General features: G+C 39.7%; 18 protein-coding genes and 1 tRNA gene. 9 read left to right on the plus strand and 10 right to left on the minus strand.

The genetic code is table 11. From position 1 onward, the window contains the following. Positions 1-10 precede the first annotated feature (10 nt). A complete protein-coding gene (locus tag E4661_RS11565; RefSeq protein ID WP_136467507.1) occupies positions 11-2,671 on the minus strand; it encodes a DUF5916 domain-containing protein in 2,661 nt (886 codons plus the stop codon). 238 nt (positions 2,672-2,909) lie between these two features. Between E4661_RS11565 and rplM the strand changes: the two genes are divergently transcribed. From rplM to rpoN, 9 genes are all read left to right on the plus strand, one after another. Beyond that, positions 2,910-3,365: a 50S ribosomal protein L13 gene (gene rplM / locus E4661_RS11570; RefSeq protein ID WP_136467509.1), complete on the plus strand. Its 456-nt coding sequence runs from the start codon at positions 2,910-2,912 to the stop codon at positions 3,363-3,365. Continuing rightward, positions 3,365-3,751 (plus strand): 30S ribosomal protein S9, encoded by a 387-nt coding sequence (rpsI, locus tag E4661_RS11575; protein WP_136467511.1) that lies wholly within the window; start codon positions 3,365-3,367, stop codon positions 3,749-3,751. Before rplM ends, rpsI begins: the two co-directional genes overlap by 1 nt. Before the next feature lie 219 nt (positions 3,752-3,970). Further along, entirely contained in the window at positions 3,971-5,077 is a 1,107-nt protein-coding gene (gene rpsB / locus E4661_RS11580) for a 30S ribosomal protein S2 (protein ID WP_136467513.1), read from the plus strand. Positions 5,078-5,157: 80 nt separating this feature from the next. Beyond that, positions 5,158-5,982: a translation elongation factor Ts gene (gene tsf / locus E4661_RS11585; protein ID WP_136467515.1), complete on the plus strand. Its 825-nt coding sequence runs from the start codon at positions 5,158-5,160 to the stop codon at positions 5,980-5,982. 143 nt (positions 5,983-6,125) lie between these two features. Further along, positions 6,126-6,833, plus strand: a complete 708-nt coding sequence (gene pyrH / locus E4661_RS11590) for a UMP kinase (RefSeq protein ID WP_136467517.1) — start codon at positions 6,126-6,128, stop codon at positions 6,831-6,833. Between the two features lie 41 nt (positions 6,834-6,874). Then, complete coding sequence (frr, locus tag E4661_RS11595) at positions 6,875-7,429, plus strand: ribosome recycling factor (RefSeq protein WP_136467519.1); 555 nt, start codon at positions 6,875-6,877, stop codon at positions 7,427-7,429. Between the two features lie 76 nt (positions 7,430-7,505). Then, positions 7,506-9,890: an efflux RND transporter permease subunit gene (locus E4661_RS11600; RefSeq protein WP_136467521.1), complete on the plus strand. Its 2,385-nt coding sequence runs from the start codon at positions 7,506-7,508 to the stop codon at positions 9,888-9,890. A 90-nt stretch (positions 9,891-9,980) separates the two neighbouring features. After that, positions 9,981-11,414: an asparagine--tRNA ligase gene (gene asnS / locus E4661_RS11605; RefSeq protein ID WP_136467523.1), complete on the plus strand. Its 1,434-nt coding sequence runs from the start codon at positions 9,981-9,983 to the stop codon at positions 11,412-11,414. A 45-nt stretch (positions 11,415-11,459) separates the two neighbouring features. Further along, complete coding sequence (gene rpoN, locus E4661_RS11610) at positions 11,460-12,914, plus strand: RNA polymerase factor sigma-54 (RefSeq protein ID WP_136467525.1); 1,455 nt, start codon at positions 11,460-11,462, stop codon at positions 12,912-12,914. Positions 12,915-13,510: 596 nt separating this feature from the next. Here the strand turns inward: rpoN and E4661_RS11620 are convergent. From E4661_RS11620 to E4661_RS11660, 9 genes are all read right to left on the minus strand, one after another. Then, entirely contained in the window at positions 13,511-14,197 is a 687-nt protein-coding gene (locus E4661_RS11620; protein ID WP_240751468.1) for a porin family protein, read from the minus strand. A gap of 85 nt (positions 14,198-14,282) precedes the next feature. Next, the gene (locus E4661_RS11625; RefSeq protein WP_136467529.1) at positions 14,283-14,750 is read right to left on the minus strand and encodes an ExbD/TolR family protein; all 468 of its coding nucleotides are present in this window, start codon (positions 14,748-14,750) and stop codon (positions 14,283-14,285) included. An 11-nt stretch (positions 14,751-14,761) separates the two neighbouring features. Further along, positions 14,762-15,382 carry an ExbD/TolR family protein gene (locus E4661_RS11630; RefSeq protein ID WP_136467531.1) on the minus strand — a complete coding sequence of 207 codons (621 nt, stop codon included), beginning with the start codon at positions 15,380-15,382 and terminating at the stop codon, positions 14,762-14,764. Between the two features lie 170 nt (positions 15,383-15,552). Continuing rightward, on the minus strand, positions 15,553-16,035 hold the full coding sequence (locus E4661_RS11635; RefSeq protein WP_136467534.1) for an ExbD/TolR family protein: 483 nt from the start codon (positions 16,033-16,035) through the stop codon (positions 15,553-15,555). Positions 16,036-16,044: 9 nt separating this feature from the next. Further along, positions 16,045-16,650 (minus strand): ExbD/TolR family protein, encoded by a 606-nt coding sequence (locus E4661_RS11640; protein ID WP_136467535.1) that lies wholly within the window; start codon positions 16,648-16,650, stop codon positions 16,045-16,047. 12 nt (positions 16,651-16,662) lie between these two features. Then, complete coding sequence (locus E4661_RS11645; protein ID WP_136467538.1) at positions 16,663-17,100, minus strand: hypothetical protein; 438 nt, start codon at positions 17,098-17,100, stop codon at positions 16,663-16,665. Positions 17,101-17,127: 27 nt separating this feature from the next. Further along, the gene (locus E4661_RS11650; protein ID WP_136467540.1) at positions 17,128-17,862 is read right to left on the minus strand and encodes a MotA/TolQ/ExbB proton channel family protein; all 735 of its coding nucleotides are present in this window, start codon (positions 17,860-17,862) and stop codon (positions 17,128-17,130) included. A gap of 77 nt (positions 17,863-17,939) precedes the next feature. After that, a tRNA-Ser gene (locus E4661_RS11655) sits at positions 17,940-18,027 on the minus strand. 68 nt (positions 18,028-18,095) lie between these two features. Further along, positions 18,096-19,127, minus strand: a complete 1,032-nt coding sequence (locus E4661_RS11660) for an asparaginase (RefSeq protein WP_136467542.1) — start codon at positions 19,125-19,127, stop codon at positions 18,096-18,098. Positions 19,128-19,129: the final 2 nt, after the last annotated feature.

Consider the following 19,129-nt stretch of genomic DNA (forward strand, 5'->3'; position numbering starts at 1 on the left):
CTTTCAACTTTTATAAGACGAATCGATAGGTTGCTTTTAAAAGGAATATGTTTTGAGGTTTTTGACCAAATATATTGTCGCCCAAACTGGACAACAGTCCATCTGATGGGTCCCCATTCTGAGAAACGTCTTGGGACCAAACCAGAAAAATTTCGGATCCAGGGATATATTCCCAGCGAATCACCAAATTAGAACGAAACTGGACAAAGGAAAAATCTGGGTTATCAAAACTAAAATCTTCTACTCCATTTAAATTCTCATCTATAGAATAGGTATCATCCACCAAGGTAACCTGATCTTCTTCATAAGATTGAAATCTATTTTCAAATTGTTTTGCTGTTGGATTGACGATGTGTTTAAAACTGGAATAGCGTCCCCTTGAAATAAAAGGTTGACCCCAGTATTGGATGGTCAAATTCGGGTTGATAGTATAATTCAATCGGAATGACATACTCAAGGTTCGCTGTCGAATATGCCCGTTCAGGTATCGTGGCGTCCCATTTACATCATCAAAATTGTCAATAAACTGTAACTTATCATTATTGGTACTCAGAGATGGAAAAGCTGAAATACGCAGAGCATTTATGGGTTGATACGTAGCTCCTGCTTCTACATAATAGAAACGGTTAGAATTGTCAAATGCCCTACTTGTACGTTGAAACATGTTAAAACTCAGTTTTTTCCTTCTGTCCGTGCCTACACTGTTCCACATATTCACTCCTGAAGATTGCCTCAATCTAGGGCCTCCCCTCAACGCAAAATTCGAATATTGCATTGCGGTATAAGTAATTCCCAAATTGGAAAACCAGTTGTTTTTCCAGTTTTGCCAGCTGTTGGTATTAAATCGCAACACATTGTGGTTTCCATTAAAATCCCAAGCACTCCAATGATTATAATTGATTCCTACTCTTCTGAATGTACTGTCAGGTTTTAGGGTCTGATAACCTATCCAAGTATAGTGACGAATGTCATCGGCCTGTCTTTGAAAACCGATATCGTTTAACTCAAGTTCAGGAGAGCGCCATGTTGCCCCAGATTCAAATTTCCAATGCCCGTTTCCGACCTTTCCTATTTGAAGGTTCCCTCCCGTTCCGGATAAAGATGTTTTAGTAGTGTCTAATTCCACATGATCTGCCCCAACACGTTGAAAAAGATGGGTTATGGATTCCTGCGTGTTTTTTATGGCCTCCTCACTCCCACTTACATGACTGAAAATGACATTGCCACCAACATACCAATCTCTTTCATTCCATTGATGTTTAAAATCTATTCCTCCGGTAAAAGCCGATTTGTGAAGAAAATCCAATTCTTGGGTCAAATTATCGCGATTTGTGGCCGTGAAAATTCCCCCGATGTATGAATTTCGATTATTAAAATCTTTTTGAAGTCTCCCTACAAAATAGTTGGTCAATGGTTCAACTACTTCTTTGCGTTCTTCTCCCACATCATTACTGATCAACGCATATCTTTTGGCGGTAACACTCTCGAGCACCCCAATGGCCCAACCATCTTTGGTTTTACCGCTAAATTTAGCTGCTCCAATAATGGGCGTGTTATCCGGTTGATCTACAAATTCATTATCGCCTGTACTGGGAGAACCCTGTGGGCTTCTTCCTATCCTTCTTGAATAAAAAACATTGTCAAAACCAAAAGTATCGCCAGCTTCAGATTGAGAAACCCTGAAGTCAAAAATGTTCTTGTTCTCCACAAAAAAGGGTCGTTGTTCCCTAAAGAATATCTGAAATCCATCCAAAGCGATGGCAGATGGATCCGCCTCTACCTGACCAAAATCTGGGTTCACGGTCAAATCAAGAGTCAAATCGTTGGTTACGCCAATCTTGGCATCAAGTCCCACAGTAACATCATTTTCACTCCCATCCCTGAAGGGGTTTCCATCTTCCGCTTCGTAGGTTTCCGCACTGGTCACCGTATAGGGTTGAATTTCCAATTGGTTCTGTGGCTCAATTTGCTTAAGCCCATGCAGTTCCCCAAACTCACTTACCCAGCCTGGAGTATCGATTGGTTTCCGTTGCCAAAGCGACCGTTCTTCAGCTCTAAAAAACCTTCGTGTAGATTGTAACCCCCAAACTTGTTCATCCTCTTTTCCAAATTTAAGTTGGCTTAAAGGTATACGTAATTCGGCAGTCCAACCCTCTTCATCAATATTGGTTTTGGTATACCATATTGGATTCCAACTCTCATCCCAATTATTACCGTTATTAGAAACAAATTCATCTCCTTTTACCCCTGCTGCTGTTACGGTAAAAGAGAAAGAAGTTCGTTTGTCATGATAACTGTCTATATTGAACTCAACCCAATCCCCTTCGAAACCATCCCTTCTCGACAATCGTTTAACAATTTTATCCGGTTCAGAATCGTAGCACCTTACACCTATATATAGGTTCTTACTGTCATAAACAATTTTGAATTTAGTTTGATGGCTCGGTGAGGTGTTCTCGTCCGGTTGAAATTCGATATAATCACCGGCCCACTCAACAAGGTCCCATGCCTCATCTGTTAAAAGACCATCCACAGTAGGTGGTACAGTTTGCTCTATGGGTTTGGTAACATAGATTTTTTTAGGAACTACCCCTGTAGAATCCTGTGCCTTGATGTTGATAGTAAAGAAAATAAGCGTGAAGAAAATGATGGGCCTTTTCACATTATTCATTTTTCTGATTGATGAGTTACTCTAAAGACCAATGAAAAATCAAATCGTTACACTAACATAAAATGTTCAATGAACTTTTAACAAAATGTATCGAGGAACCTCACTTTTGCACCCAATAGCCAATGCCGGTTTGGAAAAGTAAAAAAATTCCAAATCAACCATTTGTAATTCAATCTAATAATTGTACATTTGCAGCCCGTTTATCGGGATAGGTTTTTAAATCACTAATATTCTAGAAGTGGACACATTAAGTTATAAGACTGTTTCTGCCAATAAATCTACCGTTGACAAGCAATGGTTGTTGGTTGACGCTGAGGGACAAACGCTAGGAAGATTGGCATCAAAAGTGGCCAAGTTGCTTAGAGGAAAACATAAACCCAATTTTACCCCCCATGTTGATTGCGGTGACAATGTAATTGTCATCAATGCAGAGAAAATCAATCTATCTGGGAACAAATGGGAGGATAAAGAATATCAGAGATATACAGGTTATCCAGGAGGGCAGCGTTCTACTTCTGCCAAGGAATTGTTGAGCAAACACCCAGAGCGAATTATTGAAAAATCCGTTAAGGGAATGCTTCCAAAAAATAGACTTGGGGCTGATTTGTTCAGAAACCTAAAAGTATACGCCGGTTCAGAACACGGCCAAGAAGCACAAAAACCAAAAGCAATAAACTTAAACGACTACAAATAATGGAAGTGGTTCATAAGATTGGTAGAAGAAAAACTGCTGTAGCAAGGGTATATCTTTCAGAAGGAAAGGGAAATATTACCATCAACAAAAGGGATTTAAAAGATTACTTTACTACGGCAACATTGCAATATAAAGTAAAGCAACCATTTGCATTGACTGGTAATGAGGATGCCTATGATGTTAAGGTGAATGTTTATGGTGGAGGAATCACTGGCCAGGCAGAAGCAGTTCGTTTAGCATTGTCCAGAGCAATGTGCGAAATAAATGAAGAGAACAGAGCTGTTCTTAAGCCAGAAGGTCTATTGACTAGGGATCCAAGAATGGTGGAAAGAAAGAAATTCGGTCAGAAGAAAGCCCGTAAGAAATTCCAGTTCTCTAAACGTTAATATGTTCAGGCGCTTTGCGCCTAATTATATAAGTTCATTGAAAACCCTGAAGCATTTATTTATTTCAGGGTTAAATTTTTAACTAAGTTGTCGTTGTTCCAAAAGGGAAAAACAAATCAACTTTTTGGAATTTAGTTTAGCATCTAAATGGATAGGGCGAGCAAATTTGCGACCACCAATTCATTGCTACTACAACGGAACGTAAACTAATTACAAAAAATGGCAAACATTGAAGTCAAAGACTTACTAGAAGCAGGTGTACACTTCGGACACCTAACAAGAAAATGGAATCCCAACATGTCTCCTTACATCTACATGGAGCGTAACGGAATCCACGTTATCAACCTTTACAAAACAGTTGCAAAACTTGATGAGGCCAATGAGGCCCTTAAGAAAATTGCTGCATCTGGAAGAAAAATCCTTTTCGTAGCTACAAAGAAACAAGCTAAGGATATTGTAGCTGACAAAGTATCTAAAGTGAACATGCCTTATATCACTGAGAGATGGCCGGGTGGTATGCTGACCAACTTTGTCACAATTCGTAAAGCCGTTAAAAAGATGGCCGCAATCGATCGCATGAAAAAAGATGGTACTTTCAACACCCTTTCCAAAAAAGAAAGATTGCAAGTAGATCGTCTTCGTGCCAAGTTGGAGAAAAACTTGGGATCTATTGCTGACATGACAAGGTTGCCAGGAGCTATCTTTATTGTTGACACCATGAGAGAACACATTGCAGTTAAGGAAGCTCAAAAATTGAACATTCCAATTTTTGCAATGGTTGATACAAATTCTGACCCGAGACCGATTGATTACGTAATCCCAGCAAATGACGATGCTGGAAAGTCCATCGAGGCTATCCTGACTGAGGTAACCAGTGCCGTTGCGGAAGGATTGGCAGATCGTAAGAACGAAAAGCAGGAAGAAAAAGAAGCTGAGTCCAAGGCCGAAGCTCCAGCAAAAGCTGCTCCAGCCAAAAAAGAAGAAAAGCCAGCAGTTGAGGAAAAGGCTGCACCAGTTGCAAAAGAAGAACCAGCCGCTAAAGAAGTAGCCAAGGAAGAACCGAAAGCTGACAAAGCCGATGATTTGACCAAAGTTGAAGGCGCTGGCCCAAAGGCCGCTGAAGCATTGGTTGCAGCAGGCATTGATTCATTTGCAAAATTGGCAAAAGCCGACCCAGAGAAAATCAAGGAAATCTTGACTGAAGCTAGCTCTAGAATGGCACATTTGGACCCTACCTCATGGCCAAAGCAAGCACAGTTGGCCGCAGATGGTAAGTGGGATGAGCTAAAAGAATGGCAAGACAACGCCAAAGGAGGAGTTGAATAGCCACAGTTAATTTAACATTACGCTAAAACAAAGCACTTTAATAGTGTTTTACTTTACATAAATTTTTAAACGAGAAAAAAATGGCAAAGATTACCGCCGCAGAAGTAAACAAACTAAGAAAAACCACCGGAGCAGGAATGATGGACTGCAAAAAGGCTTTGGTTGAAGCAGATGGTGATTTTGATAAAGCAATAGAAATCCTTAGAAAAAAAGGTCAAAAAGTTGCTGCTAAAAGAGCGGATAGGGATTCCTCAGAAGGCGCAGCTATTGCTAAAGTCAATGCTGACAGCTCTACAGGAGTGGCTATTTCACTTAACTGTGAAACCGACTTTGTTGCCAAGAATGACAGCTTTGTTGCACTGGCTAACGATCTGGCAGATCTTGCTTTGGATTTTGACAATAAAGATGCATTCCTTGCAGCTACATTCAACGGAATGACCGTAGCGGAAAAATTGACCGAGCAAACTGGGGTTATCGGTGAGAAAATTGAGATTGGAAGTTTCGAGAAATTGAACGCTCCTTTCGTAGGCTCTTACATACATGCTGGTAACAAAATAGCAACTTTGGTTGGTTTATCCGCCAATGTTGAAGGTGCTGCGCAAGCTGCTAAAGATGTAGCAATGCAAGCCGCTGCAATGAACCCTGTTGCCTTGAATGAAGAAGGTGTTGATCAATCTGTTATCGACAAGGAAATCGAAATTGCTAAAGATCAATTACGTCAGGAAGGCAAGCCTGAAGCAATGTTGGACAATATTGCCAAAGGAAAACTAAAACGTTTCTTCAAAGACAACACTTTGGTAAATCAAGCCTTTATCAAAGATAGCAAGCAGAGCGTTGCACAATATGTAAAATCAGTGGACTCTGGTTTAGAAGTGACTGGTTTCCAACGCGTAGCTTTAGGATAACGTAAAGCTTATAAAATCAAGATAAAAACCATCCCTTAAAAGGGATGGTTTTTTTGTTTATTTCATTTTAAAAACGATCTCTATTTCACATAATCTGTCATAAATAATTTTGATTATTTTTGTCCCGACTTCAACATATCTCAATGCAATACAAAAGAATTTTATTAAAACTGAGCGGTGAGGCCCTTATGGGTGAACAACAATACGGTATTGACCCAAAACGTCTAGCAGAATATGCCGAAGACATTAAAGGTGTCATCGAAAAAGGTGTTGAAGTTGCCATTGTAATCGGCGGAGGCAATATTTTTAGAGGACTTTCTGGTGCAAGTCAGGGAATGGATCGTGTACAGGGCGATCATATGGGTATGCTGGCCACTGTAATCAATGGACTAGCATTACAAAGTGCTTTGGAAATTCAAGGTGTGGAGACAAGGCTACAATCCGCCGTAAAGATTAACGAGGTTGCGGAACCTTTTATTAGAAGAAGAGCCATGCGTCACCTGGAAAAAGGTAGAGTGGTCATTTTTGGTGGTGGTACTGGAAATCCATATTTCACAACCGATTCCGCTGCTGTTTTAAGAGCGATTGAGATCAAGGCCGATGTTATCCTAAAAGGAACCCGAGTGGATGGAATCTATACTTCCGACCCGGAAAAGGACAAAAACGCAACTAAGTTTGACAGCATCTCATTCAATGACGTGCTTTCAAAAGGTCTAAAAGTAATGGACACGACGGCCTTCACCCTAAGTCAGGAAAATGAATTGCCCATTGTGGTTTTTGATATGAACACTAGAGGAAATCTTATGAAAATAGTTTCTGGGGAAAATATTGGAACCGTGGTCAACATCTAAATTGGCATATGTTTTGATGCCAATCATAAAACTTTAAAATTATGGAAGAAGAAGTAACATTTATACTAGATAGCACCAAAGAGAGCATGGATGGAAGCATTTCCCATTTGGAAAAAGCTTTGGTCAAAATCCGTGCAGGAAAAGCAAGTCCAGTGATGTTATCTACGGTAATGGTGGAGTATTATGGCTCCATGACACCACTTTCACAGGTATCAAACGTCAATACACCTGACGCGCGAACTATTTCAGTTCAACCTTGGGAAAAAACCCTTCTTCCAGAAATTGAAACAGCCATTATGAATTCTAACTTGGGTTTTAACCCGATGAACAATGGTGAAATGATCATCATTAATGTACCTCCATTAACAGAGGAGCGGAGAATTCAACTGGTAAAGCAGGCCAAGTCGGAAGCGGAAGACGCTAAAGTCAGTATAAGAAGTGCTAGACAAGAAGCCAACAAGGAACTCAAATCCTTGGAAATTTCGGAAGATCGCTTGAAAAATGCCGAGGTTGATGTTCAAGACCTTACCGACACTTATAGCAAAAAAGTAGATGACATCTTAAAGGTTAAGGAAGCTGAGATAATGAAGGTATAATCTTACCTATTTTCCACCTCGCTTTCCTTAGGAACACCGACAATCATTTTTTACCTTTGCGCCCAACAAAACCCACATGGTAGCAAAGCTCACTCAAGGATTTTGGCCCAAGGTCGCCCGCATTATTTTAAGAAACAGGATACTCATCCTTTTATGCGTTGCTGCCTTCACTGTTTTTCTCGGACTTCAATGGAAACATATGCGGTTTTCCAACACCGAGGCCAATATACTTCCTGATGACCATCCCGCTACCATTCAATACAACAAATTCAAAAGCATATTTGGTGAAGAAGGAAATGCCATTGTTCTTGGTATTCGTGATTCTTCACTGTTCACCCCTAGCAAATTCAATCGATGGAATAAATTGAGTAAACAACTCGAAGCTTTCCCAGAAATTGATTTTGTGGTATCAACCGACAACTTGCAAGTTCTAATTAAAGATGACGAACAGCAAGCTTTTGTCATGGAACCGTTGGTCAAAAATCCTCCAAAAACCAAAAGTGAAGTTGATGAACTCAAGAATCATCTTTTCAATGAGCTCCCCTTTTATGACAATCTTATCTATAATGCCGAAAGTGGCACAGTGCAGACCATTGCGTACCTAGATAAGGATATTATGAACACCACGGTTCGAAATGAATTTATTCTGAACGATTTAGCTGATTTGGTCAAAAACTTTGAAGAAGAAACCAATCTTGATGTTCATGTTTCCGGTATGCCCTACATCCGAACATGGAATGCCAAGGCCATTGTAGACGAGATTGGACTCTTTGTTGGAGCGGCGTTATTGGTGACATCTATAATTTTCTTTTTCTTTTTCAGAAGCTTTCGCGCCACTCTTATCTCAATGTGTGTCGTGATTATCGGGGTAATGTGGGCTTTAGGTATTTTAGGATTGTTCCAATTCGAGATTACCATTCTGACAGCCTTAATTCCGCCCTTGATTATTGTCATTGGAATACCGAATTGCATTTTCTTGATCAACAAATATCAACAAGAGGTCAAAAAACATGGAAACCAGGCACTTTCTTTGCAACGGGTAATCTCCAAAATTGGGAATGCCACATTAATGACCAACATTACCACAGCTTCAGGATTTGCCACATTTATAATTTTGGACAGCGATCTTTTAAGGGAATTTGGCATTGTGGCATCCATCAATATCCTGTGTATCTTCATCCTATCACTATTGATAATTCCCATCATCTATAGTTTTATGCCGCTTCCCAAAACCAAGCACCTAAAGCACCTGAACAAAAAATGGATTGATCTTTTTGTGAATTGGATGGAACGCATGGTAAGGCATCACCGCATAGCGGTTTATATTACCACTGTGGTAGTTCTAATTCTCAGTATTATTGGAATTTATCAAATCGAGATTACCGGAAGTCGAATTGAAGATTTACCCAAAGACACCCACTATTTTAAGGATATCCAATTTTTTGAAGAGGAATTCGATGGTATCATGCCTATGGAAATTGTGGTGGACACCAAAAGAAAAAACGGTGCATCGAAACCTGCAACCTTAAAACGCATGGATCGATTGGGTAATCTTATCGAAGAAACCCCCGAGCTTTCAAAACCCGTTTCTTTGGTAAATCTGGTGAAGTACTCAAAGCAAGCTTTTTACAATGGTATTCCCAAATACTATCAACTTCCAACTTCCCAGGAGAATACCTTTATCATGGATGTTGCCCGAAAGTCGAAGAATGATGGGAACCTTTTAGAAAGTTTTGTCGACAGTACAGGTCAAACTGCCCGAATAACCACTTTTATGCGCGATGTAAAAATCGACCGTATGGAAGAAATAGAAGAAGATATTCAACAGGCCATCACCAAAATATTTCCGTCCGAAAGGTTCAGTGTCTTTATGACCGGAAAAGCACTGCTCTTTTTAAAAGGCACCAAATATCTGGTGAAAAATCTTCTGTTATCACTAGCCCTGGCCATTGGACTTATATCCCTTTTTATGGCCTATTTGTTCCGCTCGTTCAGAATGATCATCATATCGCTTGTACCCAACTTATTGCCATTGGTCATCACGGCAGGGCTAATGGGCTACTTGGGAGTTCCCATAAAACCCTCGACTATTCTAGTGTTCAGCATCGCTTTCGGAATATCTGTGGATGACACCATTCACTTTTTAGCCAAATACCGACAAGAGCTTGCCACACATAAATGGCATATTAAACGATCAGTGTATGCCGCACTTCGAGAAACCGGCGTGAGTATGTTCTATACCTCCATAGTGCTTTTCTTTGGGTTCTCGGTATTTATTATTTCAAGTTTTGGGGGAACCAAAGCTCTGGGCGGACTGGTATCGGCTACCTTGCTTTTTGCCATGCTGGCCAATCTTATCCTATTACCTTCCCTGTTGCTCTCTTTGGAAAGAAGTATCGCAAACAAAGAAGTATTGAAAAAACCTCAAATCGATATCTTACCCAAAGAAGGGGACAAATAGACCAGTAAACCCAAATAAATATCACGGTGGAGTTGCTTTCATTTTTCATCAAAAAGCTATCTTTACCGCTTAATTTTACGAAAGATCAAAATGAGTTCTTATTCCATAAAAGAACTGCTTCAAAAGCAGCCTATAGGAGAAAATGTAGTTGTAAACGGATGGGTAAAAACATTCAGAAGCAATCGATTCATAGCTTTGAACGATGGCTCAACCATCCACAACCTGCAATGCGTAGTGGATTTTGAGAATTTTGATGAGGATCTACTCAAGCAAGTATCCACCGGAGCGGCCTTGAAGGTTTCAGGTACACTTGTGGAAAGTCAAGGAAGAGGACAAAGTGTGGAAATTCAAGCCACTGATGTTTTTGTTCATGGTACCGCGGATCCGGAAACATACCCCATTCAACCTAAAAAACACTCTCTGGAATTTTTGCGTGAAAAAGCGCATTTAAGGGTACGCACCAACACATTTTCAGCAGTTATGCGAGTTCGTTCCAAACTGGCCTTTGCCATTCATGATTACTTCCAAAAAACTGGATTTTACTATATGCATGCCCCTATCATTACAGGGTCCGATGCGGAGGGAGCTGGCGAAATGTTCAGGGTGAGCACGTTGGACCTCAAGAATCCTACTATGGATGATAATGGGGAAGTTGATTATTCCGAAGATTTCTTCGGAAAAGAAACCAACCTCACTGTATCAGGACAATTGGAAGCGGAAACCTATGCTATGGGATTGGGCAAGGTATATACTTTTGGACCAACTTTTAGGGCAGAAAATTCCAATACCTCAAGACACCTTGCAGAGTTCTGGATGATAGAACCTGAAGTGGCTTTCTATGATTTGGACGCCAACATGGATCTTGCTGAGGATTTCATCAAATCCATTATTGGTTATGTACTTGAAAATTGCCAAGATGACCTGGAGTTTTTGGAAAAGCGCCTTTTGGATGAGGAAAAATCCAAACCTCAAAACGAACGTTCTGAAATGGCTTTAATTGAAAAACTGAAGTTTATAGTTGATAACAACTTCAAAAGGGTAACCTATACCGAAGCTATCGATATTTTAAGGAACAGCAAGCCGAACAAAAAGAAAAAGTTTCAATTCCCAATTGATGAATGGGGTGCTGACCTACAAAGTGAGCATGAGCGCTATTTAGTGGAAAAACACTTTAAGTGCCCGGTTATTCTTTTTGACTATCCAGCCAATATTAAAGCATTCTATATGCGCTTGAATGAGGATGGTAAAACGGTCAGGGCCATGGATGTATTGTTCCCTGGTATTGGAGAGATAGTTGGTGGATCTCAACGAGAAGAAAGATTGGAAGTCCTTCAGCAAAAAATAAAGGAACTTGACATCGATGAAAAAGAGCTGTGGTGGTATCTAGACCTTAGACGTTTTGGAACCGCCGTACATAGCGGTTTTGGCCTAGGATTTGAACGTATGGTTCAATTCGCAACGGGCATGGGGAACATCAGGGACGTGATACCTTACCCAAGAACGCCTCAAAACGCAGAGTTTTAAATTGAATTCTTAAATTTATAAGAAGGAAGATTGTAAGTCAATCCCATGCTAAAGCAACATCTACAGTTTAAGCTTTCCCAAAAACTGTCTCCACAGCAGATTCAGCTGATGAAGCTCATTCAATTGCCCACACAAGCATTTGAGCAGCGGTTGAAGCAGGAATTGGAGGAAAATCCCGCTCTTGAAAGTGGAAAAGCCGAAAGTGAAAACATGGATGAGGGATATGATGAGTTTGATGACTCTGCAGACAATGAAACCATCACAGCAGATGAAATCAACATAGATGATTATCTCAGTGATGATGAAATCCCGGATTATCGAACGCAGACGAGCAACTATAGTCCTGATGATGACGAAAAGAGCATTCCTTATGCTGCGGGTATTTCCTTTAATCAATATTTAATCAACCAGCTCAACACGGTCTATTTGGACGATGAAGAATGGGCCATCGCCGAATTTTTGGTGGGTAGTGTAGATGAGAGTGGATACATAAGAAGACCTCTAACCGATATTATGGATGATTTGGCTTTTACCCAAAACATTTATGTTGAGGAGGATAAAATTGAAAGAGTATTAAGAACCGTCCAAGAAATGGATCCACCGGGTGTAGCAGCTCGATCTTTGGATGAATGCCTTATTTTGCAACTAGAGCGCAAAGAAAAAACGCCATCAGTCGAGTTAGCCATTTCCATTTTGGAAAGATCCTTTGATCAGTTTACCAAAAAGCACTATTCCAAGCTGATTCAAAAACATCATATTTCGGAGGACGACCTAAAGGCAGCTATTTCGGAAATCGAACGTTTGAATCCAAAACCAGGTGGTTCTTATGCGGGAAACACCCGAATGATTGAACATATTGTTCCAGATTTCTCCATCAAAATTGTTGAGGGCGAACTAGAGTTGACTCTAAATGGGAGAAATGCCCCAGAGTTACATGTCTCAAAGGAGTATAACAACATGTTGGAAGGCTATAAAAATTCTAAGGAGAAATCCAAGTCGCAAAAGGATACGGTTCTGTTCATCAAACAAAAATTAGATGCTGCGAAATGGTTCATAGACGCAATCAAACAAAGGCAACAGACATTATATGTTACCATGAGCGCTATCATGAATTACCAAAAGGAGTATTTTTTAAGTGGTGATGAGCGGAAACTTCGCCCTATGATTTTAAAGGATATCGCAGATCAAATTGACATGGATGTTTCAACTGTATCCAGAGTTGCCAACAGTAAGTATGTGGACACGCCATACGGCACCAAACTCATTAAAGAGTACTTTTCAGAAGCCATGAAAAACGAACAAGGGGAAGATGTGTCTACCAAAGAGATTAAAAAGATACTGGAAACCGTCATTGGTGAGGAAGAAAAGAAAAAGCCATTAACCGATGATAAATTGGCCAAAATATTGAAAGAACGTGGGTACCCCATCGCCAGACGTACGGTAGCCAAATACCGGGAGCAACTGGGAATACCTGTTGCCAGGCTTAGAAAGCAAATCTGATGAACTATTTTCTAAGGTCAGTTTCTTACGTATTTCACCCTTTGCTTACGCCAATTACTGGTACTGTTCTATATTTTATGGTCGCACCGTACAGCACTTTAGAAGTTCAAAGTGGAAACATTCTACCTATATTCATTCTTACAGTTATCATTCCCATCATATTCTTTCTTATTCTGAAAAATCTAGGAGTCATCAGCTCTATATTTTTACCTACTGTCCAAGAAAGAAAATATCCTCTGTACATAAACTGTATATTACTTTTGATGATTCTTTACAAAGTAATCCCAAACAACTATGTTCATGAACTGTTTTATTTTTTCACTGGACTCTTATTAGCTACTGTTGCGGCATTACTCCTACTTTTTTTGAAATTTAAGACCAGCATGCATTTATTGGGAATGGGAAGTTTACTAATGTTCATAATCGGCCTTAGTATACACTTCGAAATCAATATAACTTTGGCCATAAGTGTATTTACAGTACTGACTGGTCTTGTAACCACCTCTAGGCTCTACATGAAAGCCCATAGCAGAGTTGAACTGTTGATTGGCTTTGTAGTCGGATTCTGCTCTCAGTTAATTGTTTTGAAATACTGGCTATAGGATATAGAAAATTATCCCGATGCGCAATACGCGTATATCTATCGCTTCTCCATTTTCAGTCATAGCCCCTTGCTTCAAAAGAGGATTTAAACCATAATAAGCGTGTACGTTCCATGTATTATATCCGAAGTTGAGCATAAGACCATACTGTAGTTTTTCAATATTGTCATTTGAAAACCTGGAAGATTCAGTTTCAGAAACCCATCTAGAGCTTCCAGAAAACACATATCCAAGTTTAGCACCTGCGTAAATTCGCCAAAACTTATAATCACTTGCTGTTGAAGTACGCCACCGAAGCTCAAAAGGAACTTCTATCGAATGCGTTTCAAACTTACTCCTCACCAGCCCTTCCACTCCACCAATTGCATAGGAAATTACATTATTTGCTTTGCTGGCCACTATGTTACTGTAGTATGAATTAGTGGCATACCCAAGACCCAGACCCACCCCGAAGTTTCTTTGTCTATTGAAGGGGATATCTTTTATAAACCCTGTTTGCAGATTGTACGATAGACTTGACTGAGTAACATTTTCCGGCTTATCCATTAGAAAGTTGAATCCAAGACCAATATAAAATTGGTCTTCAAGGTATTTATTGTCAACATTGTTTTTTTCTTGCCCTACTTGCGCGTTACCCAGAACACAGAACAACATTAGAATAGAAAAGTGAAGATGCCTCATTCCAAAATACATACATATAAAAAAACAATCCAAATTAAACATTTGAATTGTTTTCCAAGCTTTATCTTAAACTAATTAGTATGTTTCACTCCAAATTAGTTTCAAATGTGGTGTAATTTACTTTTAAAAGGTTTAGCTCACGAAGCTCCTGTTTGATATCAGCCACTATTCCAACATTGACTTCTTTATCAACCTTAAGGGAGACCGTTACCAGATTTTTGATGGCATCCGGTTTTTCGGACAATTTGGACAACACATAAGGGCCTACTTCAGAAATCGCAGCCAACCTATCATCGAGCTGAATTCTAGGTTCCGCCCCAAGTACTTTTTCAAGTTCTGGGGAAGGTTTTCCGACAAAAATCTCAATCACCCTATCTTTTTTGGCTAATTCCTTTACTTGATCAGCAGCGGGAAGGTTATTGTCTACCAACAATTTATGATCTTTGATCGTAGTCACCGTCATAAAAAAGAACAGCAACATAAATACAATATCCGGAAGTGACGCCGTTGAGACCGCTGGAAGTCTATTTTTACTTTTTTTAGAAAAACTCATATCCGTTCGATTTAAAGGTTAAAAGTAGTTTGCGCTTCTGACAACTTCATTGGATACATATCTCGAATTTGCTTGATTTGCTTCTTGAGCTCTTGCTTAACATCTATAGGTGTTTTGGCATCATAATAGTTCTTTTCCATATCGACAAAATCCTTATTGAACAATCTTTGGGCTTCCCGGTTTCGAAGGGCATTGTAAGCCGCAGTAAGTTCATTTTGCACCTCTACATAGCTTCCATAACTAGCCTCTCTATCGCTATTGAATGCAATGATAGCATCTGTCGGACTATCAGATGACTTGGAATTGCGCTCCCCCTTGCAATAATTGCAATAGCCATCATCATTCTGTTTAGCTCCTCCGTTATCCAAAAAGGCAATAGCCACTTTTCTTAACTCTTCCACGGGCAGTAAATCGTCCTCTACAAAAAGTTCATTGTTCTTGTTAAGGCTAACCCTAAAAATGTTCTTTTCGGGAATCTGTACAGGAGGAGTGGTATCCTTAGGCGGAAGTTTCCGATCAATCCCTACATCGGTTTGAATGGTAGTAGTCACAAGAAAGAAGATCAATAACAAAAAGGCAATATCTGCCATTGATCCAGCATTCACTTCTGGAATCTCATTGTTTCTGGCCATAATAAAATGTTTTGTTGGATTAATGATTTGATTTTATCCCGTTGGGATAACTAAATACTCACAACAACTATTCCAAAAAATGGCTACAAACTAAAGGATTAATTAAAGTAAGGAAATAAAAAAACGCTCCAAATTGATTGGAGCGTTTTTCACTAAATCTAAGTTAATATCTACTGCAGATTATTAAAAGCATTCCCTTCATAGGTGGTATAATTCACCTTGAGGGCATTTACTTCCCTTAATTGTTGTTTAATATCGGCAATAAGGCCCATATTGGCATCCCTATCAACCTTTAAAGCAGTAGTTAATACATTCTGTAATTCTTGCGGTTTTTTGGCACGCTCTGCCAAAATATAAGAACCGACCTCATCTACATTCGCAAACTTATCATTCAATTGAATTTTTGGTTCTGTACCAAAAACCTTTTGATAATCCTGCGTAGGTTTCCCTACATATATGTAGATTACACGATCTTTTTTCTCCAACTTTTTGATTTCAGTTGCATTTGGAAGCGTATTCTCGACCAACAAAGAACTATCTTTCATCGTAGTTACTGTCATAAAAAAGAACAGCAACATAAACACGATATCTGGCAACGATGCGGTTGAAACCGCAGGCAAATCGCCATCTTTCTTTTTTGCAAACTTTGCCATAGTTAAATTTTAGTTACTTGTTGTTTCTGCTTCTGATAGTTTCTGTGGAAACATATCTTGAATTTGCTTTACTTTATCCTTAAGCTCATCCCTAACACTGGATGGAGTTTCCGGGTTTAAATACTCGGCTTCCATATCAGTGAAATCGCGATTGAAGATACGTTGGGCTTCACGATTTCTCAACTCGTTATAAGCACCAACCAGTTCATTTTGCACTGTGATATAGGTACTGTACTTGGTCTCGCGGTCATTTTTAAGGGAAATAATCGCCTTTGAAGGATTATCAGAGGAAGCTGGGTCTTTTTTACCCTTACAGTAGTTACAAGTACCATCGGCTCCATTTTCCAAGAATGCTACAGCTGCGTTTTTCAAATCCTTAAGCTGCATCAATTCATCCTCAACAAGCATTTGACCATTTTTGTTCAAATTAACTGTAAAAATGTTCTTTTGCTTGATAACAACATCCTCTTCCGGTGGTTCAATCGGAGGCAACATACGATCCAATCCCGCATCAGTTTCAATGGTTGTGGTAACCAAGAAAAAGATAAGCAACAAGAAAGCTATGTCTGCCATGGAACCGGCGTTAACTTCCGGTGCTCCTTTTCTTCTAGGCATAACTTTAGGGTTTTACTTAACAAACATTTTTTTCAGTCCTGGAAAAACCATAAGAACTACTGCTACCACGGTAAGGATAAAGAAAACATTCAATCCCATACCAATGTTTTTTACAGTACTCTCCGTAGTTTCGATACCTCTTTGTGACATTGCATCTACCACAACTGCGTTATCGGATGACAATCCGTATGAAACAGCTACAACAATAGCAAGTCCTCCAAGTGCAAACAAGGTCTTTTTTAAACTTCCGGGTGTGGACAACAATTTTTTCAATCCAAAGAAAATCGTAGCCACCACCGCTATGGCCAACAATGCATACATAATAACGAACATAAAGTTCATTGCACCACTGTTGATGGCATCAGGGTCATCTTGGTTAGGCATTGCGAACCAAAGCGCAGCTGCCACAAGCCCGATGACTATAAGTGCTATTTTTACTAATTTATTCATGACTCTCGATAGTTTTAGTTTCGTAAATTATTTCTTGTGCGCAGCCAACATATCTATCAAAGATATGGAGGAGTCTTCCATGTCATTTACAATACTATCGATTTTAGCAATGATATAGTTATAGAAAATCTGAAGGATAATTGCAGTAATCAAACCAAATACCGTTGTCAATAACGCCACCTGGATGTCACCTGCAATCAAAGAGGCACTCAAGTTACCAACAGCTGCAATTTTCTGGAATGCCTGAATCATACCGATTACCGTACCCATGAACCCAAGCATAGGAGCAATAGCGATAAATAGCGATAACCAGGAAACATTCTTTTCCAACTGTCCCATTTGTACACCTCCGTAAGCCACAACGGCTTTTTCAGCAGATTCCAATCCTTCACCTGCTCTATCCAGTCCTTGATAGAAAATAGAGGCAACAGGTCCTTTTGTGTTTCTGCACACTTCTTTGGCAGCTTCAACACCACCGGACGCTAAAGCGTCTTCCACTTGTTGCTTGAGCTTGGCAGAATTGGTACTGGCCAAGTTCAAATAAATGATTCTTTCTATTGCCACTGCCAATCCTAATATCAAACATAAAAGTACAATACCCATAAAGGCAGGTCCACCTTGGATAAATTGTTCTTTCAATACTTGAGTGAAACTAGGAGCACCTTCGGCCGCAGCACCATCTTGAATAATCGCCGCTGATGCATTTGCAGTTCCCAAAACAAACATTCCGGCAGCAGCCAGAGTAAAGGATATTTTTTTCATTTCTTTCAAACTTAAATTTAGTTAGTTAATAATGTTAAAGATATAAAAATTTTATAATTGAAAAATTAAACATCTAGCAGAGAGGAAGGGATTCGAACCCTCGATACACTTTTGGTGTATACACACTTTCCAGGCGTGCGCCTTCGACCACTCGGCCACCTCTCTATTGTCCCTATTTTGGGGCGACCAATAAACAAAAAAATAATCAGTTACTAAAATTTGAGGCGTTAATTTTACTGCATCTCCCCGCGGAGCGATGTTTCAAAAATAGTCTTAAAGAGTTCGTCGGAAACTTTGTTCCCCAAGAGGTACATTGCTTTGGCTATTGCTGCTTCGGTTGTAATGTCCTTTCCGCTAATCAATTGCATCTCTTTTAGCTTCTCACTGGTCTCATAATGACCCATTGCAACCCTGCCGCCAGAGCATTGGGTTACATTAATAATATGTAAACCTGTTGAAGACGCCTTTTTAAGTTCATCCAAAAACCATTGGTCCATTGGCGCGTTTCCAGCACCATAGGTTTCAAGAATCAAAGCCTTTAGTTCTGGTATTCTTAGGATAGACTTCAATACAGATTGATTTAACCCAGGGAACAGCTTCAAAACAGCTACATTATCATCCATGTTTTTATGAACCTGCAAGGGCTTGTTTTTATTCAGCTTTTTAAAAAGATGCGTGTGATGTACATTTAAGTGTACTCCAGATTCCACCAAAGGCGGATAATTCAAGGAAGCAAAAGCCTCAAAGTGTTCCGCATTTATTTTAGTGGTCCTATTGGCTCTATACAGTTTATATTCGAAATATAGACCTACCTCTTGAACAACAGCCCTGCCCTTTTCCTTTAGTGCCGCTATTTGAATAGAGGTTATCAAATTCTCCTTAGCATCGGTTCGAAGGTCCCCAATAGGTAGTTGCGACCCTGTAAAAATCACTGGTTTGGAGAGATTCTCCAGCATAAAACTAAGCGCAGATGCCGAGTAGCTCATGGTGTCGCTTCCATGTAGCACAACAAACCCATCGTACTGATCATAGTTATCCTCGATCATTGTAGCTATAGCCACCCAGTGGTCCGGATTCATGTTGGAGGAATCAATGGGTGCATCAAAGGATATTCCCTTTAGTTTACAATCAAGCTGATTCAATTCAGGAATATTCGATGTCAGTTCCTTAAAATTGAAGGCCTTTAATGCACCTGTTTTATAGTCTTTAACCATCCCAATGGTACCACCAGTATAAATAAGCAGAATGTTAGTCGTGTCCTTCATCT

Source organism: Flagellimonas onchidii (assembly GCF_004804315.1).
GTDB lineage: Bacteria > Bacteroidota > Bacteroidia > Flavobacteriales > Flavobacteriaceae > Flagellimonas > Flagellimonas onchidii.